The sequence below is a fragment of the Acidovorax sp. LjRoot204 genome (assembly GCF_056175785.1).
In genome coordinates, this window is the sequence record NZ_JBGFFF010000009.1 from 15,637 (window position 1) to 38,771 (window position 23,135).

General features: G+C 67.1%; 21 protein-coding genes. 10 read left to right on the forward strand and 11 right to left on the reverse strand.

Annotated features, from left to right (window positions below):
• Positions 1-70: 70 nt before the first annotated feature.
• A complete protein-coding gene (locus AC04MI_RS03460) occupies positions 71-1,024 on the forward strand; it encodes an AEC family transporter (protein ID WP_056065542.1) in 954 nt (317 codons plus the stop codon).
• Between the two features lie 28 nt (positions 1,025-1,052).
• On the opposite strand, the gene AC04MI_RS03465 is transcribed toward AC04MI_RS03460, so the two are convergent.
• Positions 1,053-1,334 (reverse strand): cupin domain-containing protein, encoded by a 282-nt coding sequence (locus AC04MI_RS03465; RefSeq protein ID WP_056065545.1) that lies wholly within the window; start codon positions 1,332-1,334, stop codon positions 1,053-1,055.
• Positions 1,335-1,660: 326 nt separating this feature from the next.
• Here AC04MI_RS03465 and AC04MI_RS03470 point away from each other — a divergent pair, with 326 nt between their 5' ends.
• A complete protein-coding gene (locus AC04MI_RS03470) occupies positions 1,661-3,622 on the forward strand; it encodes a gamma-glutamyltransferase family protein (RefSeq protein WP_436076943.1) in 1,962 nt (653 codons plus the stop codon).
• A gap of 90 nt (positions 3,623-3,712) precedes the next feature.
• On the opposite strand, the gene priA is transcribed toward AC04MI_RS03470, so the two are convergent.
• On the reverse strand, positions 3,713-5,845 hold the full coding sequence (gene priA, locus AC04MI_RS03475; protein WP_436076944.1) for a replication restart helicase PriA: 2,133 nt from the start codon (positions 5,843-5,845) through the stop codon (positions 3,713-3,715).
• An 826-nt stretch (positions 5,846-6,671) separates the two neighbouring features.
• On the opposite strand from priA, the gene AC04MI_RS03480 reads away from it, so the two are divergent.
• Positions 6,672-7,133 (forward strand): NuoB/complex I 20 kDa subunit family protein, encoded by a 462-nt coding sequence (locus AC04MI_RS03480; RefSeq protein WP_369817519.1) that lies wholly within the window; start codon positions 6,672-6,674, stop codon positions 7,131-7,133.
• A 26-nt stretch (positions 7,134-7,159) separates the two neighbouring features.
• Here AC04MI_RS03480 and AC04MI_RS03485 read toward each other — a convergent pair whose 3' ends face one another.
• From AC04MI_RS03485 to AC04MI_RS03500, 4 genes are all read right to left on the reverse strand, one after another.
• Positions 7,160-8,044, reverse strand: coding sequence for a helix-turn-helix transcriptional regulator (locus AC04MI_RS03485; RefSeq protein WP_476497095.1), 885 nt, complete (start codon positions 8,042-8,044; stop codon positions 7,160-7,162).
• Between the two features lie 52 nt (positions 8,045-8,096).
• Positions 8,097-9,209, reverse strand: coding sequence for a uroporphyrinogen decarboxylase (gene hemE / locus AC04MI_RS03490; protein WP_436076946.1), 1,113 nt, complete (start codon positions 9,207-9,209; stop codon positions 8,097-8,099).
• 101 nt (positions 9,210-9,310) lie between these two features.
• Positions 9,311-10,894: an MFS transporter gene (locus tag AC04MI_RS03495; RefSeq protein WP_099729143.1), complete on the reverse strand. Its 1,584-nt coding sequence runs from the start codon at positions 10,892-10,894 to the stop codon at positions 9,311-9,313.
• Positions 10,895-11,030: 136 nt separating this feature from the next.
• Positions 11,031-11,576, reverse strand: coding sequence for a MarR family winged helix-turn-helix transcriptional regulator (locus AC04MI_RS03500; RefSeq protein ID WP_436076947.1), 546 nt, complete (start codon positions 11,574-11,576; stop codon positions 11,031-11,033).
• Positions 11,577-11,693: 117 nt separating this feature from the next.
• On the opposite strand from AC04MI_RS03500, the gene AC04MI_RS03505 reads away from it, so the two are divergent.
• The 4 genes from AC04MI_RS03505 to AC04MI_RS03520 all read left to right on the forward strand — a co-directional run bounded on the left by AC04MI_RS03505 (position 11,694) and on the right by AC04MI_RS03520 (position 16,174).
• On the forward strand, positions 11,694-12,647 hold the full coding sequence (locus AC04MI_RS03505; RefSeq protein ID WP_436076948.1) for a tripartite tricarboxylate transporter substrate-binding protein: 954 nt from the start codon (positions 11,694-11,696) through the stop codon (positions 12,645-12,647).
• A gap of 145 nt (positions 12,648-12,792) precedes the next feature.
• Entirely contained in the window at positions 12,793-14,127 is a 1,335-nt protein-coding gene (locus tag AC04MI_RS03510) for a sulfatase-like hydrolase/transferase (RefSeq protein WP_436076949.1), read from the forward strand.
• Between the two features lie 84 nt (positions 14,128-14,211).
• Positions 14,212-15,183, forward strand: coding sequence for a helix-turn-helix domain-containing protein (locus AC04MI_RS03515; protein ID WP_436076950.1), 972 nt, complete (start codon positions 14,212-14,214; stop codon positions 15,181-15,183).
• Between the two features lie 262 nt (positions 15,184-15,445).
• Entirely contained in the window at positions 15,446-16,174 is a 729-nt protein-coding gene (locus tag AC04MI_RS03520; protein ID WP_436076951.1) for an alpha/beta hydrolase, read from the forward strand.
• Between the two features lie 78 nt (positions 16,175-16,252).
• Here the strand turns inward: AC04MI_RS03520 and AC04MI_RS03525 are convergent, their stop codons facing one another.
• Complete coding sequence (locus tag AC04MI_RS03525; RefSeq protein ID WP_436076952.1) at positions 16,253-17,155, reverse strand: LysR family transcriptional regulator; 903 nt, start codon at positions 17,153-17,155, stop codon at positions 16,253-16,255.
• Between the two features lie 160 nt (positions 17,156-17,315).
• Between AC04MI_RS03525 and AC04MI_RS03530 the strand changes: the two genes are divergently transcribed.
• Genes AC04MI_RS03530 through AC04MI_RS03540 form a run of 3 tightly spaced genes read left to right on the forward strand, consistent with a single transcriptional unit; the run spans position 17,316 to position 19,033 of the window.
• On the forward strand, positions 17,316-18,299 hold the full coding sequence (locus AC04MI_RS03530; RefSeq protein WP_056065578.1) for a TerC family protein: 984 nt from the start codon (positions 17,316-17,318) through the stop codon (positions 18,297-18,299).
• Positions 18,300-18,326: 27 nt separating this feature from the next.
• Positions 18,327-18,485: a hypothetical protein gene (locus AC04MI_RS03535; protein ID WP_436076953.1), complete on the forward strand. Its 159-nt coding sequence runs from the start codon at positions 18,327-18,329 to the stop codon at positions 18,483-18,485.
• Positions 18,482-19,033, forward strand: a complete 552-nt coding sequence (locus AC04MI_RS03540; protein WP_056747962.1) for a DUF2062 domain-containing protein — start codon at positions 18,482-18,484, stop codon at positions 19,031-19,033. The genes AC04MI_RS03535 and AC04MI_RS03540 overlap by 4 nt, the downstream gene beginning before the upstream one ends.
• Positions 19,034-19,097: 64 nt before the next feature.
• On the opposite strand, the gene AC04MI_RS03545 is transcribed toward AC04MI_RS03540, so the two are convergent.
• The 4 genes from AC04MI_RS03545 to AC04MI_RS03560 all read right to left on the reverse strand — a co-directional run bounded on the left by AC04MI_RS03545 (position 19,098) and on the right by AC04MI_RS03560 (position 23,083).
• Positions 19,098-20,066, reverse strand: a complete 969-nt coding sequence (locus AC04MI_RS03545; protein ID WP_436076954.1) for a Bug family tripartite tricarboxylate transporter substrate binding protein — start codon at positions 20,064-20,066, stop codon at positions 19,098-19,100.
• A gap of 92 nt (positions 20,067-20,158) precedes the next feature.
• Positions 20,159-20,416 carry a DUF2783 domain-containing protein gene (locus AC04MI_RS03550; protein WP_015015947.1) on the reverse strand — a complete coding sequence of 86 codons (258 nt, stop codon included), beginning with the start codon at positions 20,414-20,416 and terminating at the stop codon, positions 20,159-20,161.
• 26 nt (positions 20,417-20,442) lie between these two features.
• Positions 20,443-22,095 carry an FAD-dependent oxidoreductase gene (locus AC04MI_RS03555; protein WP_436076955.1) on the reverse strand — a complete coding sequence of 551 codons (1,653 nt, stop codon included), beginning with the start codon at positions 22,093-22,095 and terminating at the stop codon, positions 20,443-20,445.
• Between the two features lie 28 nt (positions 22,096-22,123).
• Positions 22,124-23,083, reverse strand: a complete 960-nt coding sequence (locus tag AC04MI_RS03560; RefSeq protein WP_476497098.1) for an MBL fold metallo-hydrolase — start codon at positions 23,081-23,083, stop codon at positions 22,124-22,126.
• Between the last annotated feature and the right edge of the window lie 52 nt (positions 23,084-23,135).

Genomic DNA, 23,135 nt, shown 5'->3' on the forward strand with positions numbered 1-23,135 from the left:
ACCTGACTTTGCGCTGACCACCCCGGGTGCCGCAGACCCTGGCTGCTGGCGCAACAAGGACAATCGGGCTGTGCTGTCCGTCCTGCTCGTCACCTTCCCCTTCTTTGCTCTCGTGCTCTGTGGCTACCTCGCCGCACGGCGCGGCGTGCTGCCGCAACCTGCCATCCCGGGGCTCAACGCCTTCGTGCTGTACTTTGCGCTGCCGTGCATGTTGTACCGCTTTGGCGCCAGCACACCCATCCACCAACTGCTGGACCCGGCCGTGGCAGGCGTGTATGTGCTGTGTGCGCTGGTCATGGTGGGCGCCACGGTGGCGCTTACGCGCAACGCGCGCATCGGCTGGAACGACGCGGCCTTTGGTGCACTCGTCGCAGCCTTCCCGAACACGGGCTTCATGGGTGTGCCGCTGCTGGTGGCCCTGTTGGGTGCCCAGAGCGCGGGCCCGGCCATCGTCACCATCGTGGTGGACATGGTCATCACCAGTTCACTGTGTATTGCGCTCTCGCGCCTGGATGGGGCGGGCACCCACGGCGTGGGCGTGGCGCTGAAAAGTGCTTTCAGGGGCATGGCCACCAACCCCATGCCCTGGTCGATTGCGCTGGGCGCGCTCGCATCGGCGCTGCAGTTCAAGTTGCCGGGTCCGGTGGACAAGACCATCGCCATGCTGGCCGACGCGGCCTCGCCCGTCGCGCTGTTCACCATCGGCGCAGTGCTGGCCCGCTCGCAGATGAACCAGCACGAGCAGGTCCCTGCACGGGACTACGTGCCGGTGGCGCTGGCCAAGCTGCTGGTGCACCCGCTGCTGGTGTGGGGCGCAGGCACGGCAGCCATGGCGCTGGGCGTGCCGCTCACGCCCTTTGCGCTCACGGTGATGGTGCTGCTGGCGGCGTTGCCCAGCGCCAGCAACGTGTCGCTGCTGGCCGAGAAATTCGGCGCCAACAACGGGCGGGTGGCGCGCATCATCCTGGTGTCCACTGCGCTGGCGTTCCTGAGCTTCTCCGCCGCCGTCGCGCTGCTGACCTGAACCGCCAGGCTGCTGCGGTGAGGTGGTGTCAGGCCGCCGGGGGTGTCTTGCGCCCTACCAGATACTGCACTCCCAGCATGCCGTAGAACTCCGAGTGCGGCTCTTCGGCCGCCAGGTGAAAGACATCGCCCGCCTGGTACACACGTTCTGACGCAGCCGTGGCGATGCGGATATCGCCCGACAGGATCAGTGCCTTGGCCTCGAACGGGTGGGTGTGGTCACCTAGCATGCCCCCGGCTTCGCGGGTCACAGTGACGGCGGGCTCAAAGCCTTCGCGGGCCAGTTCGTCTGCAAATTGTTCGGGGGTCATGGGGTCTCCTGCTGCGGTACGGGGCAGTGTAGGTGCAGGCTCAAAGCCAGAGCGGGGACTCGGACTATCAAAAATGATAGCTACCAGCGCATGATGCACTAGCGCTACCGCCGGATTTGCTTCCATTTTCATGCGGGGATCGCACCTGGGCGTAGTCCAGGCAACGTGGCCGTGCCGCTGCCGTGCCGCCGCTTTGGCCTGCCTTTCCTGAGATGGCTGCCTTGAGAAAACGATACGAAAAAACATTCGACACGGCATGCTTTTTGCGCCGACGATGCCACGTGGTCAATCCATGCCCACGAACGGACAACAACAGGAGATTCACTATGAGGAAGAGGAATATCGCGCTGTGGGCACTCACGCCCGTGGCCGTTGCGCTGGTGCTTTCGGGCTGCGGCAGCGGCTCGGACAACGACCTGGCCGTGGACAACAATGCCCAGAGCTGCTCGGTGGTGTCCAGCTCCGGATCGGCCGTGGTGGTGGGCTCTGGCGTGGCGGGCGACCCGGCCGCGCCCGAGGCGGCATCGGGCTACCGCCTGGGCTACAAGGCCAAGCAATCAAGCAAGTACATGGTGGTGGCCAACACCCCGCTGGCCACCAAGGCCGGGTGCGACGTGCTCAAGGCCGGCGGCACTGCCGTGGACGCCGCCGTGGCCGTGCAGGCTGTGCTGGGCCTGGTGGAACCGCAGTCCAGCACGCTGGCGGGCAGCGCCTTCATGATGTATTACGACGCCAACACCAAGAAGGTAGTGGCGTACGACGGCCGGGAGACCGCGCCTGCCGCAGCCAACGGCTACTACCTGGTGCGCCAGGACCAGGGTGATGCCTCGTCCGCTGCGCCCGTGCCCAGCGCCCGGCGCAGTGGCCGCTCCATCGGTGTACCTGGCGTGATGCGCATGCTGGACATGGCCCACAAGGAGCATGGCAAGCTGGGCTGGGAAAAGCTGTTTGACGAAGGCATCCAGCTGGCCACCAACGGCTACCGCATTCCCGGCCGCATGGGCGACGCGATCAAGGGCAACGCCGCCAGCCTGGCGCTGGACGCGAATGCGGTGTCCGCGTTCTTCAACGCCGACGGCACCCCCAAGGCCACCGGCACGGTGACGACCAACCTACCCTACGCCCAGACACTGCGCACGTTGGCGAGCGGCGGTGCCAACGCGATGTACTCCGGCCCACTGGCCGAGGCCATCGTGGCCAAGGCAGCCCAGGCGGTGGGTGACGATGCGGCCAAGACGCCCATCACCCCCAGCCTGATGACGGTGAACGACCTCAAGAACTACCAGGCCAAGAAGCGCGATCCGGTGTGCACCACCTACCGCGCGAGCTACTACGTCTGCACCATGTCGCCACCGTCGTCGGGCGGTATCGCCATCGCTCAGGCGCTGGGCATTCTGGAGAATTTCGACCTTTCCAAATACGGCCCCACCAACCCCACTAACGAAGGCGGCGTACCGAGCGTGATGGGCGTGCACCTAGTGTCCGAGGCAGAGCGCCTGGCCTACGCCGACCGCGACAAGTACGTGGCCGACACCGACTTCATCCCGCTGCCCGGCAAGGGCGTGTCCACCATGCTGGACAAGGCTTACCTGAAGCAGCGCGCGGCACTGATCCAGCCGGACGGCAAGTCGCTGGGAACGGCGTCTGCGGGGGCGCTGGGCGATGTGCCTCTGGGCGCGGACAAGACGGTGGAGCGCGGCACGACGCACTTCTCCATCGTGGATGCCTATGGCAACGTGGTGTCGATGACCTCCACGGTTGAGTCCAGCATGGGCTCGTTCCACATGGTGGGCGGCTTTCTGCTGACCAATCAGCTCACCGACTTCTCGGCGCAACCGGCCGATGGTGCGGGTGTGCCCATTGCCAACCGCGTGGCTCCCGGCAAACGCCCCCGCAGCACCATGGCACCCACCTTGGTGTTCAAGGGCACGGAGCCGGGTGATTTCGTGATGGCTACGGGCTCGCCCGGCGGCGGCACCATCATCCAGTACGTGCTCAAGACCGTGGTCGGCGCGGTGGACTGGAACCTAGACGCTCAACAAGCCACATCGCTGGTGAACTTTGGCGCCACCAACAGCCCCACCACCAACGTGGATGGTGCCAACACGGCGCTGGACCTCACCGGCCTGATCGACGGCCTCAAGGCCAAGGGCCACACGGTGAACAATGCCGCGCAGTCGAGCGGCGTCTCCACCATCATGCGGGTCAACCGCAACGGCCAGACCCGGCTGGAAGGCGGCGTGGACCCTCGCCGTGAAGGCATCGTGCTGGGTGACGGCGCGCTGTAAACGGCGAACCACGCTCTGACGACGTGGGGGCCGCGTTGAAAAGCGCAGCCCCCTTTGTTTTTGGCCGCTGCGACAGACTGCGGGTGCGCCTCAGATCGCCAGCGGGTCCACATCCACCAGCCAGCGGATCAGCCCCTTGTGCTCCGGCTGGCTGCGTGTGGCTTGCAATATCGGCTGCCATGCGGCCAGAAAGCGCTGCAGGGTGGTGCGGCTGCTGCTTTCCATCAGCATCTGGGCGCGCTCCACATTGGCGACGCGCTGGATCGTGAGCGGCACAGGCGGGAACAGGATCACTGTGCCATCGGGCAAACCTGGCAACTGCGCGGCGTGGGCGGCGGCGGTGGCCGCAGTCAGAAAGCCCTGCGCAACCTCTTGCGTGCGCGCATCGGCCCGCACCAGCGCCTGGTACGAGAACGGGGGCATGGCGGCCTCTTCGCGCTCCTTGAGCTGCTGGGCGGCAAAAGCTTCGTAGTCGTGCTTGCGCAGCGCCTCGAACACGGCGTGCTGGGTGTGAAAACTCTGCACCCACATCTCGGGCTGCGTGCCATGCACCGCTTGTGCTGCCATGTAGGCGGCGTCGCGCCCGGCGCGGCCTGCTGCCTGCATCAGCAGTGCAAACAGCCGCTCGGCGGCGCGGAAGTCGCTGCTGAACAGCGCACCGTCGGGCTGCACCGCAGCCACCAGTGTGATGCGCCGAAAGTCGTGCCCCTTGGCAATCATCTGCGTGCCCACCAGCACATCCACCTCGCCAGAATGCACCTGCGCCAGCTGGGCCTCCAGCGCGCCCTTGGCCTTGGTGGTGTCGGCGTCGATGCGGGCGATGCGGGCGGGCGTTCGGTCGGGCCGCAGCACCTCCCGCAGCAGCGTGCCGAGCTGTTCCTCCAGCTGCTCAGTGCCCTTGCCCATGGGGTGGATGTCGGGGCTGCCGCAGGCCGGGCAATGGAACGGCACGCGCACCGTGTGGCCGCAGTGGTGGCAGCGCAGGGTACGGTCAGTCTTGTGGAACACCTGGTGCGCGCTGCAGTGCGGGCAGTCGCTCTTCCAGCCGCAGTCCACGCAGTGCAGCACGGGCGCGTAGCCCCGGCGGTTCAGCAAGATCATGCTCTGCTCGCCACGCGCCACGCGTTCGGTAATGGCCTGCAGCAGCGGCGCGCTGAACACGGTGCGGCGGGGCTGCTGGTTCATGTCCACCCGGCGCACACGGGCCAGGGCACCGGCGCCAATGCGGCTGGGCATGTGCAGCCGCACGTAGCGGCCACCTTCTGGGTCTTCGGCCGTGGCCGGGCGGCTGGCGTACCAGCTCTCCAGCGACGGCGTGGCCGAGCCCAGGATCACCTTCGCGCCCTGCTCGCGTCCGCGCCAGATGGCCAGGTCGCGGGCCGAATAGCGCGCGCCCTCCTGCTGCTTGTAGCTGGGGTCGTGCTCTTCATCCACCACGATGAGCTTCAGGCCGGGCAGGCTGGCGAACACCGCCATGCGCGTGCCCAGCACGATGCGCGCGCTGCCGCTGTGCGCTGCCAGCCAGCTGGCCAGGCGTTGCGGGTTGGTCATGCCGCTGTGCAGCGACGCCACGGCACCGGGGCCGAAGCGCGGAGCGAAGCGGCCTGCAAAGCGCTCTTCCAGCTGGGGCGTGAGGTTGATCTCGGGCACCATGACCAGCGCCTGGGCGGCAGGGTCGGCCTCCAGCATCTCTTGCACGCAACGCAGATACACCTCGGTCTTGCCACTGCCGGTGCTGCCAAACAGCAGGAAAGGCCCTTTTTCTGAGGAAATTCGGGCCCTGGCGCTTTCTTGTTCTGCGCTAAGTGCTATGTTTTCAATAGTGCGTGAGTCATCTCCTGCGCCCTTGGCCGGGCGCCGCAGCCGCCGTGCCAACTGCTCGGGGCCCAGGTCCCGCAATTGGGGGGGTAGGGCGGCCAGCGCCACCTCGCCCAAGGCGCGCTGGTAGTAGCGCGCCGCAAACCCCACCAGTCGGCGCCAGGACGCATCCAGGGGCGCCACGCCATCCAGCACACCTGCAATGGGGCGCAGCGTGGCGCCATCGGGCAGCTCACCGGGGGCTTCGTCGGCGTCCCACACCACGCCCAGCACCTCGCGCGTGCCCAAGGGCACGCGCACCAGCGTACCTGGTGAGAGCGGGCGCTCACTGGTGTAGCTCAGCAGGTCGCCGACCCCGCTGTGCGATGGCGTCTGCAGGGCAACGTGGACGAGGGAGAAGGACATAGACACGAGCTATGGAGGAGAGATAGGCTTAGTGCGCGTTGTGGATGTGATCTGGAGCTTTGGCGGCTAAGTGCTTGATTTGCCGTAGGTGCGTGAGTAATCCCGGATTTCTGTGGATAACTTTGTTGACATCCTGTCCCGACCCCCGCCCAAGCCGCATGAATGCTGGCTGCGAACAGATTGCCCGGAAATACAGCACTCCAAAAAAATCGTTATGAATCAATCATCTGAAGAAATTTGCCCCGGATTTTTGTGCTAGGCCGATTCAGCGTCTCCATGTTGCGCTGCATCACGTTTTGTGTGCATAAGTCGGACAGCAGGACTTCGTCAAGAGGACAGGTTGCCCCCTTTTTGTGCTAGCGGCGTGAGTCCATGTTCATGCGTTTCTTCGATATGGCCTGCAAGTGCTTGATTTGACAGGGGATTTGTAAGAAATTCAGAATTTCTGTGGATAACTTTGTTGATATCCCTTGGGTTTGCTCCGCAAGTCCTTGTCAATTCGTGCTTTGGCTGGATTGCCTGTCAAAAAAGCAGGGGATTTAACGCCATATAAATCAAGCACTTAGCGTCGTGGCGAGGTTTGTTTGCAAGTTGCCGTACGAAGTCGCGCCGGGTACGAGGATGCTCCAACTTTGTGCATAAGTGCGCTGGCGGGGACGCCGGATCTGCTGCGAAATGCCCGGGGATTGTCGCAGGGCCCGGAGTGTCTGGCGTTCTTGGTGTCACGGCGGTCCATGTCGCTTTGCTTCAAGACGGCGCGGCGACTTGTGGCGACGATGCCGCCATGGCTACTTACTCTTCTTCCCCCATGGCAGATGCGCCCACCATGGAGCGCGACGGTTTTGTGCTGGCCCGGCTGGACGAGGTGGTGCAGGCGGCACGCACCGACAGCCTGTGGTTCATGACCTTCGGGCTGGCGTGCTGCGCGGTCGAGATGATGCATGCCGCCATGGCGCGCTACGACTTGGACCGGTTTGGCATCATCCCGCGCTCCAGCCCCCGCCATAGCGACCTGATGATCGTCGCCGGCACCCTGACCAACAAGATGGCGCCCGCCATCCGCAAGGTCTACGACCAGATGCCGGAGCCGCGCTACGTGATCTCCATGGGCTCATGCGCCAACGGCGGCGGCTATTACCACTACAGCTATTCGGTGGTGCGGGGTTGTGACCGCATCGTGCCCGTGGATGTGTATGTGCCCGGCTGCCCGCCCACGGCCGAGGCGCTGCTCTACGGCATCCTGCAGCTGCAGGCCAAGATCAAGCGGCCCCAGGTGATCCAGCGGTAATCGGCAGTCCCCAGCGGGCGGCGGCTTCAACTGCGCCGCAGCAGCCAGTCCGCATCGTCGCCCGGCTGCTGGGTGTGGGCCTTCAGCGCTGCGGGGGGCTTTTCGAACAGGGCGCGCGCCTCGCGGCTGAAATGCGCCTGGTCGGCGTAGCCATGGCGCAGCGCGGCATCGAGGGCACCGGCGTTGCCGTCGCGCATGGCCAGCACGGCATGTTCGGCGCGCAGCATGCGTTCGATCTCGCCAGGCCGCAGGCCCGCCAGCTGCCGGGTGCGTCGCTGCAGGTGCCGGGGCGTCCAGTCCAGCGCAGAGGCCAGGGCCTGGCGTGCGCCGCGCTGCCAAGCCTGTTGCAACACCTGCAACCAGGCAGCATGCCGGTCGGCCACGGCCGCCCAGCGTGGGGTGAGGAAGTCCACGCACAGCGCCTGGCGCACCCCATGGTCGGGTGCCGCGTGGACGGCCGCGAGGAAAGGGTGCCAGGCTGCGGGCAGCCAGGTCGTTGCGTCCGTGACCCGGTCGGTCAGCGGCGCAAGGTCCTGCCCGGTAAGCAGCCCGAGCGCGCCGGGCTGGAACGCCAAGCAGAACGAATCACCATCACGGGAGGAGACCGAGTGGTAAGGATGTCGGTGGGCGCCCGACAGCGTGATGGCCGGTAGGGCCGCTGCGGCGGTCGCACCCGCACATTCCACGAGCTGGGCCGTGCCCCGCGTGAGCCAGATGATGCCGGGGTAGGGGCTGGGCGGCACGCGCGTGTCCGTCGGGGTGTAGTGCGGCTGGCGGCCCAGGTCGCGCCAGAAAATGGCGCGCACGCAGTCTGCGAGCGCGCCGGGTGGGGATTGCAGGGCCGAGGCGGGCAGTGCCTGCGGGCCAGTGGGGGACTCCGCTGGCGGCGGTAAGGGGTGTTCCGTTGCCATCACCTGGTCCCTGCGCGGCGTGCCGGGCGGTCTGGATGCCTCGCCCGGGTTGTCAGCCCTGGCGCTGCGCGCGCGAGTGGCTGTGCACAGCCTCCACCAATGCCGCCACATGCTCGGGCGGGGTGAACTGGCTGATGCCGTGGCCCAGGTTGAAGATGTGCGTGGGGCCGGTGGTGTTGCGGTCGGTGTGGGGCTTGCCAAAGCTGTCGAGCACGGCATGCACCTGGGTGACGATCTGCGCAGGCGGCGCAAACAGCACGTTGGGGTCGATGTTGCCCTGCAGCGCCTTGCCGGGGCCGCCCACCTGGCCGCCGACGATGGCGCGTGCCTTGCCCAGGTTGGCCGTCCAGTCCAGGCCCAGCACCTCGCAGTCGATGTCCTTCATGTCCTCCAGCCAGATGCCGCCGCCTTTGGTGAAGACGATGCGCGGCACATCGGTGCCATCCACGCCGGTGCGCTTGAGCTGTGCCAGCACGCGCTTGGTGTAAGCCAGGCTGAACTCCTGGAAGGCACCGTCGGCCAGCACGCCGCCCCAGCTGTCAAAAATCATCACAGCCTGTGCGCCCGCGTCGATCTGGGCGTTGAGGTATGCGGCCACGCTGTCGGCATTGATGGCCAGGATGCGGTGCATCAGGTCGGGGCGGGCGTACATCAGGCTCTTGACCAGGCGGTAGTCGTCCGATCCCTTGCCCTCGACCATGTAGCAGGCCAGTGTCCAGGGGCTGCCCGAGAAGCCGATCAAAGGAACACGCCCATTGAGCGCCTTGCGGATGCTGGTGACGGCGTCGAACACGTAGCGCAGCTTGTCCATGTCGGGCACGGCCAGCTCGGCCACGGCCGCTTCGTCGCGCACCACCTTGGCAAAGCGCGGGCCTTCGCCCTCGGCAAACGACAGGCCCAGGCCCATGGCGTCGGGCACGGTCAGGATGTCACTGAACAGGATGGCGGCGTCGAGTGGGAAACGCTCCAGCGGCTGCAAGGTCACTTCGGTGGCGTAGTCCACGTTCGTGGCCAGGCCCATGAAGCTGCCCGCCTGGGCGCGCGTGGCCTTGTACTCGGGCAGATAGCGCCCCGCCTGGCGCATGAGCCACAGGGGCGTGTAGTCGGTGGCCTGGCGGCGGCAGGCACGCAGGAAGGTGTCGTTGGCAAGGGTGGCGAAGGTCATGGTGCGATTGTCGCAGGCAGACCGCCGGCCTCGGCACCCGATCCGGCTGCGGAAATTGACGCGCATCAAGCCGAAACCACGACGGGTCGGCTCAAGGGCATCTATCGCTCTGCAATGTAGTGCGACATCCGCACGACTTCGCCCGGCGCCAAAAACGCACGCACTTCGGTCTCCAGGGCCTGGTCGGCCATGGTGGCGCGGGCGCGCTGGTGCAAGTAGTCGGCCCAGGACTCGACGATGAAGCGCTCCACATAGCGCGATGGCTCGCCCAGGTCCTTGTAGATGCGCCAGAAGGTGGCGCCGTCGCGTCGGCGCGGGGCCTTCATGCGGCTGATGGTGTCGAGGAAGGCAGCATCGGTGCCGGGGGCGATGCGGTAGCCCACTTCCACGGCCACGGGCCCCGCTTCGGGCAGGGGCTCGGCCTCGATGAAGAGTTCGTCCCAGGGCGTGGCCTGGGTCACCTCGTGCAGCGCGCCCATGCGCAGCGGCATGGGGCGGGCCAGCAGCAGGCCCGCGCCCATCAGCGCGGCGGCCACACACAGGGTGGGCATGAGTCCGATCAGGTCCGAGGACGCGCCCCAGAAAGCCGAGCCCATCGCAAACGCGCCCAGCGCCGCCACCATGTGCATGGCCACTGCGCGCGAGCGCACCCACTGCGGGGCGCTGGCCTGGGTGGCGGTGTTGAAGGTGGACATGGCCGACATCCAGGCAGCGCCCGCGAACAGCATGGCGATGTAGACCACCCAGGCAATGTGGGTCAGCGCCGCCACCAGCATGGCCACCGCAAACACCACACCACCGGCGCCGACGATGGCCTCCAGTCCAAAACGCGCGCGCAGCCGCCCCAGCACCAGGCCGACCGCCACGGCGCCCGTGCCCAGGCAGCCCATGAGCAGACCAAAACCCTGTGCACCTGTGCCGAGCTGGCGCTGCGCAATCACCGGCAGCAGCGCCCACAGGGCCGAGCCCGCTGCGCTGAAGGCCATCACGCGCACCAGTTGCGCGAGGATCATGCGCGAGTGCCAGGCAAAGCGCAGGCCGCTCAGAGTGCCGCCCCACAGGCGTTCGGCGGGCAGCTTGGAGGGCGGGTGTGCCTTGGGCGGCCAGCGGCGGATGGACTCCCACATCACCAGCGTGGTGGTCACCGTGACGGCAAAGACCCAGCCCGCGCCCAGCTGCGCAAACACCAGGCCCGCCATCGTGGGCCCCACAGCGCGCGCGGCGTTGTAGGCAATGCTCACGGCGGTGATGGCCTGGGGCCATTCGTCACGCGGCACGGGGTCGATGACCGACGAGTTCCACGCGGGTGTGAGCACTGCCGTGCAGCAGCCGCAGATGAACACCAGAAACAGCACCGACGCCGGGCCACTCCAGCCCCCCAACGTCAGCAGCGTGAGCAAGGCGCACGCCCCGGCCTGTGCCAGCAGTGCGCCCGATATCAACCGGCGCCGGTCGGTCGTGTCTGCCAGCACGCCGGCAGGGAGGGCCAGCAAAAACATGGGCATGAACACCGCCGTCTGCACCAGAGCAGCCAGGAACGACGAACCCGTGAGTTCCACCATAAGCCAGGCCGCCGCCATGCTCTGCATGCCGCTGCCCACAAAAAAGATACCGCCGCAAATCCACAGGCCCCGGAACGCGGGTTGGCGCAAGGGGCTCCACAAAGAGGTCGAGTGCTGGGACATGGAGGGTGGGCGTTGGGTGTGCGTGGGCCGTTGTGGGACGTGGGGAGCGCGGGTGCGCCGTGGGCGGGTAGCTCAGGGCGGGTTTGAGGATATCGCCGGTTCCCCGTTTTGGGGCAACTCTATTCTGCTAACCCCCTCAATCCACATGCCGCCCGCCCCGCAGCCGGTAGGTGCGCGGCACGTCGGTGCGGGTGGCGACCAGCGCCTCGGCACGCTGCTGCATGTCGGCCAGGGCCTGGTCCAGCCCGGCCACCGCCTCGGCACTGAGGCCCGTCAGCAGCTCCTGGTTGAGCGCCTTGACCTGCGGAAACAGTTCGTCGTGCACGGTCTGGCCCGCCGCCGTGAGCGACAGCCGGGCCTGGCGCCGGTCGCCGGGCATGGCGTTGCGGGTGATGAGCTTCTTGGTCAGCAGCGAGGTGATGGCGCGCGAGGTGCGGGCCCGGTCCAGCCCCAGGCGTTGGGCCAGCTCGGCCGGGGGCATGCCGGGGTGCTGCGCCAGCATCATCATCAGCCCCCACTCGCGGCGGGTGATGCCGTAGCCGCCTTCGCACAGCCGCACCACCAGACTGCCCGCCACCGCGATCAGGCGGTTGAGGCGGTACATCAGCAGGTCGTTGGCGGCCTGCGGGTGGGCCAGCCGGTGGCCGGGGGCGGTGGGTGGGTTCGGGGCCGGGGCAGGCATCAGGGTATTTCCGGGCAATGATTGATTAGATCAATTGATTGTGTGGCCAATACAGTCCGGCCATCCACCCCCTGCGCGGCTGCGCAGGCCCTGCCATCGCCCCTGGAGATTTCGACCATGCGCAAACCCCTTGCTTTTGTGCTGACCGCCACACTTGCCCTGTGCGCCACCTTGGCCCAGGCGCAGGACACCCCGCTGCGCATCGTGGTGGGCTACGCCCCCGGCGGCGCGACCGACCGCGTGGCCCGCATCGTGGCCGACAAGCTGGGCAGCAAGCTCGGTACGCCCGTGATCGTGGAGAACAAGACCGGCGCGGGCGGCCGCCTGTCGGCCCAGGCTGTCAAAGCCGCGCCCGCTAACCAGCCCACGCTGCTGCTGGCCAACCCCGCCGTGATGCTGGTGGCACCCCTGGTGTTCCCCGATGCGGGCTACGACCCGGAGCGCGACTTCCGCCCTGTGAGCCATGTCAACAGCTATGAATTTGGCGTGGCCGTGGGCAGTGCCGTGCCGGTCAAGGAACTGCCGCACCTCATGGCGTGGCTGCGCGCCAACCCCGACAAGGCCAACTTCGGCGTGCCTGCCACGGGCAGCCTGCCGCACTTTTTTGGCCTGATGGTGGGCGACGCCGCCAAGGTGCGCGCCGAGGTGGTGGGCTACCGGGGCTCGGCGCCGCTGCTCAACGACCTGCTGGGCGGCCAGGTGCCCGTGGCGTTCGACACGTTTGACAGCCTGCTGCCCCAGCACGAGGCCGGCAAGATCCGCATCCTGGCCGTGTCGAGCGCCAAGCGCAGCCCGCTCGATGCAAAGATTCCCACCTTCAAGGAAAGCGGCATGGACCTGGCCGCTACCGGCTGGAACACCTTCTTTGCCCCGATGAGCATGTCCAAGGCCCAGGCCGAACGTTTGTCGGGGTTGATCGTGGAGGTGATGAAAGACCCGGACACGCAGCGCAAGTTCGAGACCGCCAAGATGGAGCCCGTGGTGGCGACCATGGCGCAAACCGAGGCCATGCTCAAGGCCTACCGCGCGCAATGGGCGCCGGTCGTGCAGCGCTCGGGCTTCAAACCATAGCAAGGAAGCCCCCCTGAGCGGCTGCGCCGCTTCCCCCGGAGGGGGACGGCGGCCTCGCTGCGGGGCGGCCCTTGCTTGCCGCCCCCGCCTCGGCCGCGCCTGTCGCGAAGACTGCGCGCCATGTTGAGTGAAACTGGATTTCGAGATGACCCTACCACCCCGCCCCAACATCATCTTCATCGTCGCCGACGACCTCGGCTATGCCGACCTGGGCTGCTACGGTGGGCGCGACGCGGCGTTTGGCCCCGTGTCGCCGGTGCTTGACCAGCTGGCGGCCAATGGCCTCAAGCTCACGCAGGGCTACTCCAACTCCCCCGTCTGCTCGCCCACGCGCTTTGCGTTGATGACGGCGCGCTACCAGTACCGTCTGCGCGGCGCTGCCGAGGAGCCCATCAACAGCAAGAGCCGGGGCAGCACCACCCTGGGCCTGCCGCCGGAGCACCCCACGCTGCCCTCGCTGCTGCGCGCAGCGGGCTACCGCACGGCGCTGATGGGCAAGTGGCACCTGGGCTATCCGCCCGCGTTCGGGCCGCTGCGCTCGGGCTATGACGAGTTCTTCGGCCCCATGTCGGGCGGGGTGGACTACTTCACCCACTGCAGCTCCAACGGCACGCACGACCTGTACCTGGGCGAGGAGGAAAAGCAGCAGGACGGCTACCTCACCGACCTCATCACCGACCACGCGCTCGACTATGTGCAGCGCATGGCGCCGGGCGCGCAGGCGGGCACGCCGTTCTTCTTGAGCCTGCACTACACCGCGCCCCACTGGCCGTGGGAAACGCGCGACGACGAGGCGCTGGCGCAGGAGGTCAAGGGCAACCTGTTCCACCTGCACGGCGGCAACATCGAGACCTACCGCCGCATGATCCACCACATGGACGAGGGCATCGGCCGCATCATGGCGCTGCTGGAGTCCTTGGGCCTGGCGCGCGACACGCTGGTGGTGTTCACCAGCGACAACGGTGGCGAGCGCTTCTCGGACAACTGGCCGCTGGTTGGCGGCAAGATGGACCTGACCGAAGGCGGCATCCGCGTGCCCTGGATTGCCCACTGGCCTGCGGTGATCGCCCCCGGCGGCGTGAGCGCGCAGACCTGTATGACCATGGACTGGTCGGCCACCATGCTCGACGCCGCAGGGGCCGCCGCGCATGCGGACTACCCACTGGACGGTCGCACGCTGATGCCGCTGCTGCGCGATGCCAATGTGATCGACGAGCCCCCGCTGTTCTGGCGCATGAACCACCGGGGCCAGCGCGCCATGCGCCAGGGCGTGTGGAAGTACCTGCGGGTGGATGGCAACGACTACCTGTTCAACCTGGCCGACGATGAACGTGAGCGCGCCAACCGCGCGCCCGTGGAGCCCGAACGCCTGCAGACCATGCGCGCCGCGTGGGAGGCGTGGAATGTGTCCATGCCCGCCATTCCTGACGATGCCACGGTGAGCCTGGGGTATTCGGTGAAGGACATGCCGCAGCGCTGAGCCTGGCGGGCAGGCCGTCAGGGGAGTGGTTGGGCGGGCTTGCCCTGTTGCCTGCCCGGCACGCTTGCCGGTAGATTGGGCTCCATGCCCGCCGTCGCCTCCGCGCCTTCGTCCCCCGCTGCTCTGCGCCAGTGGACCACTGACGTGGTGGCACAGCCTGCGCGCCTGGACTACTGGGTGGGTGCGATCTGCGAGGCGTTTCTGGAGATGGATTGCAGCTCCCGCGAGGCGCCGCTGTTTGGCGGCGAGCTGCAAAGCCTGCCGGTGGAGACGCTGTCCATCAACCGCGTGCGGGCCTCCACCCAGGATGTGTTTCGCACACCCGCCGGCATTGCGCGCAGCCGCCAGCTGCCCTTCTACCTGATCGGCCAGGCCGAGACCCCCTGGCATGTGCGCCAGGATGGCCATGTGGCCCACCTGCGCCCGGGCGATGTGGTGCTGCTGGATTCGGCCCGGCCTTACGAACTGCACTTTCCCGAAGGTGTGCACTGCGTGTCGCTTCAGCTGCCGCGCGCCTGGGTGGGCCAGTGGCTGCAACAGGCTGAGGCGCCCGGCCCGCGCGTGGCCTGGCGCGACCGGGGCTGGGGCCAGAGCCTGGGGGCGCTGGCCGTGCAACTGGCACGTGACCCGGCCTCGGCGCAGGCCCTGCCGCCTACGTTGCTGTCCGACCACTTGGGCGCGTTGTTGTGCGCTGCACTGGAGCCGCCCCAGCCACTGGCCCCCAACGCGGCGCGCAGCCTGCATGCCCATCTGTGTGCGCTGCTGCGGGCGCGCATTGACCAGCCGGGCCTGTCGGCCCCGGCGCTGGCGCAGGAGGCGGGTGTGTCGCTGCGCACCCTGCACCGGGCGTTTGCGGCACAGGGCCACACCTTTGCGGGCACATTGCGCGAACTGCGCCTGGCGCGTGCAGGCGAGCTGCTGCGCCGCCCCCAGCTGGCCCATGTGGCCGTGGGCGAGATCGGGCGGCGCTGCGGCTTTGCCGACCCTTCGCACTTCGCACGCGCCTTCCAGCGCGCCATGGGCATGTCGCCCGCGCAGTGGCGGCGCGGCGGCTGATTCCGTTTCCAAATCATCCGTGTCGTTGTTGCTTCGCCTTGCCGTGCTACAGCACTGTCTGCGGCTTCGCGCCTAGACACGAGTGATTTGGAAACGGAATGAGGCCAAGCGTTGAGACGGCCGCGCTGGCCTGTGGGTGAGCGCTCTGGCACATCCAGCACAGCAGGCTGGCACGCGCGGGCCATTCCGTGCCACCGGGTGTTTCTAAGGTAGCGGCAGGGCGGATTGCCCGGTCCTGCAACACAACCCCAAGGAGACACACATGCCGGATACCTATGTCCTGGTCCATGGCGCATGGCACACCGGTGCCGAGATGGAAGCCACCGCCACCCACTTGCGCGCGCGCGGCCACACGGTGCACTGCCCCACGCTCGCGGGCAACAACCCCGGCGACGACCGCGCGGCCACGGGTCTCGCCGACGCGGTGGATTCGCTGGCGGCCTTCATCGACAGCCAGGGCCTGACCGACGTGCGCCTGGTGGGCCACAGCTACGGCGGCATGGTCATCAGCCACATGCCCGCGCGTCTGCCTGGGCGCATCCGCCGTCTGGTGTACTGGAACGCCTTTGTGCCGCAGCCTGGCGAATGCCTGAATGACCTGGTGCCGCCGCATTACCGTGCGCTGTTCGACCAAGTCGCGGCCAGCAGTGGCAATGCCGTAATGCTGCCGTACCCCATCTGGCGCGAGGCCTTCATCAACGATGCCGACGAGGCCCTGGCGCAAAGCACCTATGCGCTGCTCAATCCCCACCCCTATCGCACCTTCACCGACCCGGCGCAGCTGCCCGTGCCGCTGGCCGCGCTGGAGGTGGGCAAGAGCTACCTCAACGCGCAGCAGGACACCGCGCTGCCCCACAGCCTGCCGTGGCACCCGCGCCTGTCGGAGCGGCTGGGCTTGTTTCGCCTGGTGGAGTGCCCGGGCAGCCACGAACTGTGCTTTTCCGACCCGGCATCGGCGGCGCAGCACATCGAGCGGGGCGGGCGCGACTGACGGGGCCTGCGAGGGCATTGCGCCAGATTTTTGCGTCTTTTGGGCCCCAAGCGCTAGATCGGTATGTGCTGGTAGCTATTAATTCAATAGCATTCCGCCCTGGCCTGCCTCCAGCAGCCGCGTGAGCAGCGGGTGCATCACCTTGCGGGCGCTGTAGATCAGGTGGAACTGCTCCTGCACGTCGGGTGCAGTACCCACCTGCACCAGCCCGTGGGTCTGTGCCAGGTGCTCGCCCAGCGAGACCGGCGCGGGCATCACGCCCATGCCGGTGGCGGCAAAGGTGCTCAAAAGGGCGCTGTCTTCAAACTCCCCGGCAATGCGCGGGCGGATGCGCTCGCGCTCCAGCCAGTGGTCGATGCGTGCGCGCATCGCGGCGTGGTCGGTGGGCAGCAGCACGGGCACCACAGTCAGGCTGTGCGGGAAGTTGTTGGCCGCCGCCTCGGACCACAGCGGAGGCGCATACCAGGCAATGGCGCTCGTGCCCAGCAGCTGGCTGGTGGTGCGCAGGGCCGGGTTGGGCGGCGCGGCGCGGTCGGCCAGCACGGCATCGAGCTTGTGCAGCGCCAGCTCGCCCAGCAGGGGCTGGAACTCGCCCTCATGGCACAGCAGGCGCAGGTGCGGCTCGTCCAGCACGGGCGTCAGCAGCCGGTGCACGGCCAGCTTGGCAATGCCGTCGGAGATGCCCAGGTTCAGCCGCAGTGTCTGGCCGCTGGCGGCCTCGCGCACGCGCACGGGCAGCAATTCGCCCAGCGCAAAAATGTGGTCGGCCTCATGCAGCGCGGCCACGCCTGCGTCGGTCAGCACCAGGTTGCGGCCCTCGGTGCGCAGCAGGCTCACGCCCAGCGACTTTTCCAGCTCGCGCACCTGGGCGCTGATGGTCTGCACGGCCATGTCCAGCCGCTCGGCGGCGCGGGCGATGCCGCCCTCCTTGGCCACCACCCAGAAGTAGAAAAGATGGCGGTAGTTGAAGCTCTGGCTCATGATCTCTTTGCGGTCGGGCCGTAAAAAAGGTGTTTAGTTCGTAAAAACCGAACCAATACTACTGTGATCACAGGTTTTAAAGAAGTACCCCAGCCCCTACAGTCCGGGGCTTGGGCGTCCGGCGTGCCTGGGCGTGTGAGGGCATCTTTGGAGAAACTCGATGGAAACAATCGGAACGTGGTGGATGTGGGCGGGATTTGCCGTCTTCGTGGTCATCGCCATAGGCGTGGACCTGCTGGTCATGGAGCGCCAGGGCGCGCACAAGGTCACCATGGGCGAGGCCGCGCGCTGGAGCCTGTTGTGGTTCTCGCTCGCCTTTGTGTTTGTGGCCATCCTGTGGTGGTACCTGGACAGCAGCCAGGGTCGCGAGATCGCCAACACGGTGTCCATGCAGTTCATCACCGGCTACCTGGTGGAGAAGAGCCTGTCGGTGGACAACATCTTCGTCTTCCTGATGCTGTTCAGCTACTTTGCCGTGCCGCCGCAGTACCAAAAGCGCGCGCTCATCATCGGCATCATCGGCGCCATCGTGCTGCGCACGCTGCTCATCCTGGCAGGCGCCTGGCTGCTGGCCACCTTCCACTGGCTGCTGTATGTGTTCGGTGCGTTCCTGGTCGTCACGGGCGTGAAGATGTGGTTTGCCGCCGGGCAGGAGCCTGACATCGCCACCAACCCGGTGCTCAGGTTCCTGAAAAAGCGCATCCGCATCACCGACCAGTTCGACGGCGAAAAGCTCTCGACCCTGATCAACGGCGTCAAGCACTACACCCCGCTGTTCGTGGTGCTGATCCTGATCGGCACGACCGACATCATCTTTGCGGTGGACAGCATCCCGGCGATCTTCGCCATCACCAGCGACCCGTTCATCGTGCTCACGGCCAACATCTTTGCCATCCTGGGTCTGCGTGCGCTGTACTTCCTGCTGGCAGACCTGGCCGACCGTTTCCACCTGCTGGCCTACGGCCTGGCACTGGTCCTGGTTTTCATCGGCGGCAAGATGTTGCTCATCGACTTTGTGAAGATTCCGATTGGCTATGCCTTGCTGGTCACGGCCACGCTGATCGCCGGGTCGATCTTCCTGTCGCTGCGCAATTCGGGCGAGGCCGCCAAGGGCGCCCCACCCGCACTGCCCCCCAAGGCCTGATCGCTGCCAAACCGGGAGACTTGAGCCATGGATCTGATCGAATCGGTGATGCTGTGCTTGTTGTTGGGCCTGGTGGGAGCCACTGCGATGGCCTACCGCGCCGAGAACGAGCCGCGCGACGTGAACCTGCTGGTAGGCCTCACCACCTTGTGGGGCGCAGGCACCGCGGTAGCGTTCGTCGCATGATGCAGCCGCTGTGTCGCCTGCGCCGCTGGCTGCGCGCCCTGGAACCCCGGGCCCGGCAACTGCTGGACCGCAGCTGGCTCGCGCAGTTCCAGCCCTGGCTGGAGCAGCGCGCGCTGTTCCGCTTTCAGCGCCAGCCGCTGGCGCGCGGGGTGGCGGCTGGCATGTTCTGCGGCCTGATCCCAGGGCCGCTGCAGATCCCGGGCACGCTGCTGGTGTGCGCCTGGCTGCGCGGCAACGTGGTGGCCGGGGGCGTGGCCACCTTCTATACCAACCCGCTCACCACCGTGCCGCTGTATGTCATGGCCTTCTACCTCGGGGCGCTGGTGATGCCCGGCGCGCAGACCCTGCCCGCCTGGAGCAGCGTGGCGCCGGGTGGGGAGTTCACGGTGCAGGCCCTAGGCATCTGGATGCAGGCGCTGGGCACGCCGCTGCTGATCGGCCTGCCCACGCTGGGCCTGCTGCTGGCGGTGCTGGGCTATGTGACGGTGCAGCTGCTGTGGCTCGCACCCGCCTTGCACCGCAAGCGCAGGCTGGCGCGCAGCCGCTGAGCCCCGTATTCGGCCCGCAACGTGGGCTCCCCCGCAGGGGGATGGGGCGCAGCCGCTTGGGGGGTTAGTCGAGTTTCACGCCCACCTTGGTGATGACTCGCCCCCACTTCTCCCGCTCGGCGCGCGCAAAGCCGCCCATCTGGGCGGCGGTGCCGGGCATGGGCTCCACACCCAGGGCCTGCAGGCGCGCCTTGGTGCGCGTGTCGGCCAGGGCGGTCTGCAGTGCCTTGCTGAAGTTCGCCACCACATCGGCCGGCGCGCCGGTGGGCACCACCAGGCCTTGCCAGGCAAAACCTTCAAACCCTTGCAGGCCCTGCTCGGAAATCGTGGGCACATCGGGCATGGTGGTCACGCGCTGCGGGCTGGCCACGCCAATGGCGCGCACCTTGTTGCCCGCGAGGAACGGGTACACCGTGGCGCTGTCGATCCACATCGCAGGCACCTGGCCGCCGATCACGTCCTGGATGGCCGGGGCTGCGCCGCGATAAGGCACATGCGTGAGCTTGAGACCGCTCTGCTCGCGGAACAGCTCGCCCACGAGGTGGTGCGGGCTGCCCGGCCCGGCCGACGCCCAGTTCACGCCATCGGCCTGGCCCTTGGCCCAGGCCATGAACTCCTTGAGGTTCTTGGCCGGCACGCTGTTGGATACCACCAAGAACATCGGAAAGCGCACCAGCAGGCCCACGGGCTGGAAGTCCTTTTCGGCGTTGTAGGCGAGCTTGCTGAACAGGAACGGGTTGGCCGCCAGTGTGGCGAAGTCGGCCGAGAACATCAGGTTGCCAAAGTCCTTGTTGCGCGCACTGTACTCGGCCGCGATGTTGGTGCCCGCGCCGGGTTTGTTGTTGATGACGATGGGGCGGCCCAGCGTGGCCGACATGGATTCGGCAATCGTGCGCGCCACGATGTCTGAGCCGCCACCTGCCGCGTAGCCCACCACCCATTCGAGCGGTTTGGTGTCCTGGGCGTGGGCCAGGGGGAGGGTGGTGGCAAGGGCCAGGCCCGCGAGGGTGGCGAGGAAATGTTTGCGCTGCATGGTGGTGTTGTCTCCGTAGTGGTCAAAGTTCAAGGCGGGTCGGACCCCGCACCGTCTGCGCGGTGCTGAAGTGCCAGGTGAAAAGGTGCGGGCTAGGCCGCCACCGCGTGGGTGGGCACCACGGGCGTGATGGCCGGGGTGGTGCGCCGGTCGGCCGTGGGCACGGCACTGCCGCGCGCCAGCTGCAGCGCGTGCTGCAGCGTGGCTTGGTCGCCGATGTGGTTGGCCAGCAGCAGCACCAGGCGTGCGTTCATGGCGTGGCTCTCGGGCGTGGACAGGCCCTGGTGCGCGGCAATCAGCGCTTCATAGAAGTCGTCGCAGGCCTGCAGGTTCGGTTGGGTGTTCAGCATGGGCATGTTCCTTGTCGTCTTCCTGGTCAGACGGCTGCGGCCGTGGCACGGGCCAGTGCGCTGCGCGCAGCCGCTTCGGTGGGCGTGCGCCAGCGCGCGCACACATGCTGGTCGGGCCGCACCAGGTACACGGTGCGCGGCAGCGCATCCAGCCGCTGGGCGGCCAGCGCCTGGTGGTCGATCACATCAATGCCGATCTGCAGCACCTTCACCTGGGGCAGGCCACGCGCCCAGGTGGGCGCAGGGCCAAACACCAGCAGCGTGAAATCCGGCCCCAGTTCGCGCAGCAGCCAGGTGGGCTGGCCCTGTTTCGTCAACGGTGCATCCAGCAGCACGGCACCGGGCACCTGGGTGCCTGCGAAGTGATCGGTATCCGGCGTGTTCAGGGGCGACTGGTGCAGCGTGGCGGGCACCGACAGGCGGCCGCTGTTGACGATGCGCCTTGCAAAGGCGTGTTCACGCGCCAGGTGCAGTGCCGCGTCGCGGAACAGGCGGCTCACCTCGCTCTTGGGCGTGATGAAGTCGGTGGCGCGGGTGGAGTTGCACAGGTTCTCATCGGCCGCGTATTCACGCTCGGGGCCATAGGTGCTCACCAGCGCGGGGCTGGCGCGGCCCTGGAGCACCCAATCGAGCTTCCAGGCCAGGTTCTCGGCATCCTGCACGCCGCTGTTGGCGCCACGTGCGCCAAAGGGCGAGATGCCGTGGGCGCTGTCGCCCGCGAAGATGACGCGGCCGTGCACGAACTGGTCCATGCGCAGGCAGGCAAAGGTGTAGACGCTGGCCCAGTCCAGCTCAAACTGTGCATCCGCACCCAGCAGCGCCTTCACGCGCGGGATGATGTTCTCGGGCTTCTTTTCTTCTTCGGGGTCGGCGTCCCAGCCCAGCTGGAAGTCGATGCGCCAGACGTTGTCGGGCTGGCGGTGCAGCAGCACGCTTTGGTTGGGATGAAAGGGCGGGTCGAACCAGAACCAGCGCTCGGTAGGGAAGTTCGCCTCATCCGCCAGCTTCACGTCTGCGATCAGGAAGCGGTCCTGAAAAATGCGCCCCTTGCTCTCCAGCCCCAGCATCTGCCGCGTGGGCGAGCGCGCACCGTCGCAGGCCACCAGCCATTGCGCATCCATCTGGTAGGCGCCCTCGGGCGTGTCGATGCTCAGCAGCGCGCCGTCCGCGCGGCTTTGCACCGCAGTGACCTTGTTGTGCCAGCGGATGTCGATGCCCGGCAGCTGAAGCGCACGCTCCACCAGGTAGGCCTCGGCGTAGTACTGCTGCAGGTTGATGAAGGCGGGGCGCTCGTGGCCTTCTTCTGGCAGCAGATTGAATTCATACAGCTGCTCGTCTTTGAGGAACACCTTGCCCAGGTTCCACGACACGCCCTTGTCCACCATGCGCTGGCCCACGCCCAGGCGGTCCCAGATCTCCAGCGTGCGCTTGGCAAAGCAGATGGCGCGCGAGCCGATGGAGAGCTTGTGGTCGTTGTCCAGCACCACCACACGCTGCCCGCGCTGGGCCAGGTCGATGGCGAGCGACAGGCCCACAGGGCCCGCGCCGATGACCACGATGGGGTGCTGTGCGGGCGTGACGCGGTCTTGGTCGGGCGAGCGCACGTAGCCGAAGTCGATGGCCTGCACTTCGGCGCCACTGGCGTGGAAGGCTTCGGTGGGAATGTCTCTGGGGTTCATATCTTTTGTCTCCTCCAGCCTCGGCGGATCAGCCTTCCAGGGCTTTCCACATCTGGACATCACGCTCGGCGGTCCAGATGCGTGGGTCGGGGTATTGCGTGGCCTCGTCGTACGCACGGGTCACGTCAAACGGCATGCAGTGGTTGAAGATGACCCAGTGCCCGTACTTGGGCTGCAGTTGGGCAAACGTGGCCTCGTAGACCTTGCGCAGGTCCTCGCCCTTGGCCGCACTGGCCTTCACGCTCTCGTACAGGTCGCTGATGAAGGCGCGTGTGCCCGCCAGGCCCGCCTGCACCTGCTCGGGCGTCTGCAGCGCGGCGCCACGGCCGGGCACCAGCTTCTCGGGCTTCAGCGCCGCGATGTTGTCCAGGGTCTGCGGCCAGTCCTGGAAATACGCGTCGCCCGCATACGGCGTGGCGTCGAACTCCACCAGGTCGCCGCTGAACAGGATCTTTTCCTGCGGCAGCCAGGCCACCGTGTCGCCCTTGGTGTGGCCCCGGCCCAGTTGCAGGATCTGCACCTCCAGCTTGCCCAGCCACAGGGTCATCTTCCTGTTGAAGGTCATGGTCGGCCAGGTCAGGCCGTCCGGCACGCTCTCCACGTTCTGGAACAGGCGCGGAAAGCGGCCGATCTCGCTGTCCTTGTCGAACTGGCCGCGCTCCACGATCAGGTCGCGCGTGTCCTCGCTGGCAATGATGTGCTCGGCGCCGTAGGCGCTTGCGCCCAGCACGCGCACCGCGTGGTAGTGGGAGAGCAGGACGTACTTGATGGGCTTGTCCGTCACCTCGCGGATGCGGCGGATCACGTCCTGCGCCATCACGGGCGTGGCCTGGGTGTCGATGACCATCACTGCGTCGTCGCCAATGATGATGCCGGTGTTGGGGTCGCCCTCGGCCGTGTAGGCATAGGCGTGGTCGGAGAGCTTCTCGAAGCTCACCTTCTTCACTTCGAGGTCGGCGGCGGAGGCAAAGGTTTTGACGGTGCTCATGGTAGTGATTTGTTAATGGTGAATGCGTTTATCTAAACGGAATGCGTTGATG

Coding starts and splice junctions, on each gene's coding strand:
- AC04MI_RS03465 (WP_056065545.1), bottom strand. CDS start 1,334: ATGACCCCCGAACAATTTGCAGACGAACTGGCCCGCGAAGGCTTTGAG.
- AC04MI_RS03470 (WP_436076943.1), top strand. CDS start 1,661: ATGAGGAAGAGGAATATCGCGCTGTGGGCACTCACGCCCGTGGCCGTT.
- priA (WP_436076944.1), bottom strand. CDS start 5,845: ATGTCCTTCTCCCTCGTCCACGTTGCCCTGCAGACGCCATCGCACAGC.
- AC04MI_RS03480 (WP_369817519.1), top strand. CDS start 6,672: ATGGAGCGCGACGGTTTTGTGCTGGCCCGGCTGGACGAGGTGGTGCAG.
- AC04MI_RS03485 (WP_476497095.1), bottom strand. CDS start 8,044: ATGGCAACGGAACACCCCTTACCGCCGCCAGCGGAGTCCCCCACTGGC.
- hemE (WP_436076946.1), bottom strand. CDS start 9,209: ATGACCTTCGCCACCCTTGCCAACGACACCTTCCTGCGTGCCTGCCGC.
- AC04MI_RS03495 (WP_099729143.1), bottom strand. CDS start 10,894: ATGTCCCAGCACTCGACCTCTTTGTGGAGCCCCTTGCGCCAACCCGCG.
- AC04MI_RS03500 (WP_436076947.1), bottom strand. CDS start 11,576: ATGCCTGCCCCGGCCCCGAACCCACCCACCGCCCCCGGCCACCGGCTG.
- AC04MI_RS03505 (WP_436076948.1), top strand. CDS start 11,694: ATGCGCAAACCCCTTGCTTTTGTGCTGACCGCCACACTTGCCCTGTGC.
- AC04MI_RS03510 (WP_436076949.1), top strand. CDS start 12,793: ATGACCCTACCACCCCGCCCCAACATCATCTTCATCGTCGCCGACGAC.
- AC04MI_RS03515 (WP_436076950.1), top strand. CDS start 14,212: ATGCCCGCCGTCGCCTCCGCGCCTTCGTCCCCCGCTGCTCTGCGCCAG.
- AC04MI_RS03520 (WP_436076951.1), top strand. CDS start 15,446: ATGCCGGATACCTATGTCCTGGTCCATGGCGCATGGCACACCGGTGCC.
- AC04MI_RS03525 (WP_436076952.1), bottom strand. CDS start 17,155: ATGAGCCAGAGCTTCAACTACCGCCATCTTTTCTACTTCTGGGTGGTG.
- AC04MI_RS03530 (WP_056065578.1), top strand. CDS start 17,316: ATGGAAACAATCGGAACGTGGTGGATGTGGGCGGGATTTGCCGTCTTC.
- AC04MI_RS03535 (WP_436076953.1), top strand. CDS start 18,327: ATGGATCTGATCGAATCGGTGATGCTGTGCTTGTTGTTGGGCCTGGTG.
- AC04MI_RS03540 (WP_056747962.1), top strand. CDS start 18,482: ATGATGCAGCCGCTGTGTCGCCTGCGCCGCTGGCTGCGCGCCCTGGAA.
- AC04MI_RS03545 (WP_436076954.1), bottom strand. CDS start 20,066: ATGCAGCGCAAACATTTCCTCGCCACCCTCGCGGGCCTGGCCCTTGCC.
- AC04MI_RS03550 (WP_015015947.1), bottom strand. CDS start 20,416: ATGCTGAACACCCAACCGAACCTGCAGGCCTGCGACGACTTCTATGAA.
- AC04MI_RS03555 (WP_436076955.1), bottom strand. CDS start 22,095: ATGAACCCCAGAGACATTCCCACCGAAGCCTTCCACGCCAGTGGCGCC.
- AC04MI_RS03560 (WP_476497098.1), bottom strand. CDS start 23,083: ATGAGCACCGTCAAAACCTTTGCCTCCGCCGCCGACCTCGAAGTGAAG.